Source organism: Clostridium sp. BL-8 (assembly GCF_002006495.1).
Classification (GTDB): Bacteria; Bacillota; Clostridia; order Clostridiales; family Clostridiaceae; genus Clostridium.
Map to the genome: position 1 here is coordinate 1 of NZ_LZZL01000194.1, position 1,569 is coordinate 1,569.

Annotated in this window: 2 protein-coding genes and 2 pseudogenes; 1 reads left to right on the forward strand and 3 read right to left on the reverse strand. The window is 28.5% G+C overall.

The window, feature by feature from the left end:
* Nucleotides 1–5: 5 nt before the first annotated feature.
* Nucleotides 6–197: pseudogene (locus tag CLOBL_RS27145) on the reverse strand (hypothetical protein); the annotation flags it as partial.
* A gap of 98 nt (nucleotides 198–295) precedes the next feature.
* On the opposite strand from CLOBL_RS27145, the gene CLOBL_RS27150 reads away from it, so the two are divergent.
* A complete protein-coding gene (locus tag CLOBL_RS27150; RefSeq protein WP_077861834.1) occupies nucleotides 296–493 on the forward strand; it encodes a YvrJ family protein in 198 nt (65 codons plus the stop codon).
* A gap of 59 nt (nucleotides 494–552) precedes the next feature.
* Here the strand turns inward: CLOBL_RS27150 and CLOBL_RS27155 are convergent, their stop codons facing one another.
* Together CLOBL_RS27155 and CLOBL_RS28845 are read right to left on the reverse strand one after the other, a co-directional pair.
* On the reverse strand, nucleotides 553–1,431 hold the full coding sequence (locus CLOBL_RS27155; protein ID WP_077861835.1) for a hypothetical protein: 879 nt from the start codon (nucleotides 1,429–1,431) through the stop codon (nucleotides 553–555).
* Nucleotides 1,432–1,456: 25 nt separating this feature from the next.
* Nucleotides 1,457–1,569 (reverse strand): annotated as a pseudogene (locus CLOBL_RS28845) (GNAT family N-acetyltransferase); the annotation flags it as partial.

Here is a 1,569-nt window from a genome sequence, read left to right on the forward strand (position 1 = left end):
TTACACTATTCAAAACTAAAATTATTTACAACCTTAGTAGTCTTTTCTAGATAATCCTCTGAAACTTCGTCAATCCCATCGCAAGTTCGCTTAAGATTACATCCTTTGCATTTATTTAATATTCCTTCATCCTGCAAGGAGCATCTTAACTCACTGTTAAATGTAGACTTTCTAATAGCTAATGCTAGCTGCTTTTTTTAGGTGCATATTCTTCTATTAATTTATCACTTTTTAATCTGATTCCATGAAATTATATGCTTATGCTCATATATCCATTATGGGAGGTGATGAAGTTATGGAAATAAATGACTTAATTAACTTGGTAGTTAATAATGGATTTCCTGTGGCTGTTTCAGCGTATTTGCTGATTCGGTTAGAAAAGCAAATAAATGGACTATCAGCTTCAATTAATAAACTAAATACCATAATATCAGCAAAGCTTGGAGTTGCTCTGGAAGTAGATTCTAGTGATGATTCTCATAGAGTAGCTTAAATAAGGGCGATAAACATTTTTAAGTGTTTATTGCCTTTAAAGTTTTTTGTATATTATAATTATAGACTTTTATAACTTCTTTTATAATTAATATTTGTTTTTGCATATTCCTTTCGTAACTTTAATATTATACTGTTTAATTTCACTATCAAATCAGATGACGAACTAAAGGAAAAGCTCCCATCACCTCTAAACACAATTGTACTTTTTACCCCACATTCTTCAAAATCTATTGCAATATAATTAGAATTAATCATCTTACGCTTTGGCATTGCTGCAGCAAATATTCCAAATAACATAATTCTAGTGGCTGTTAATCGTTGCACTACTTGATCATATGTAACAATTTCATTATTTATTATCGCACTAATGGGTACTTCAAACTGCTTCTTTATTATCCTAAATTCAATTCTATCAGAATAAACATCAACAATTCCACTACATTCTCTTTTAACACTTTCATGGCCGCCACAATAAATACATGAAACACTATCTATTTTCATTGGCTTATCTTCTTTTAGATTATCCTGATTCCTATTTATATTTTTATTAGTCTTTTCTAGATATTTTTCTTTAAGTGATATATTTAGTTTATCAGGTATACTTTCTTGTTTTTCAGAAACTTTCATCATGGAAAACAGTACATCAATATTTTCTTGATTTACATTCCAATCAAATATCTGTGTTATTGATACACACTTTGATTTAATATATACTTTCGTTTTATATTCATCAACACTCTCCAAAATGATAATGATTTTTTCTCCATATGATTTCATGCTTCTTTTGCTGCTAATCATAAGAACATATCCATTACTTTCAGTAATTAAATTTGTAATATTGAATTTACTTTCTTGATTAATTTTACATAACAAAGCATCTTTTAAGATATCAATTGGAATTTCAATAATTTTTTCAGATTGTACTTCTTTCCCCACTACTTATACCTCCGAATTATTCAATTTAATGTAATTCGTGCAATTCTGATATTGAAATAACTGGCTTTGGATTTGCAGAATGCTCTCCGATAATTTTCTCCATCCAAATCATATCATACCACTTTTTAAACTTATATC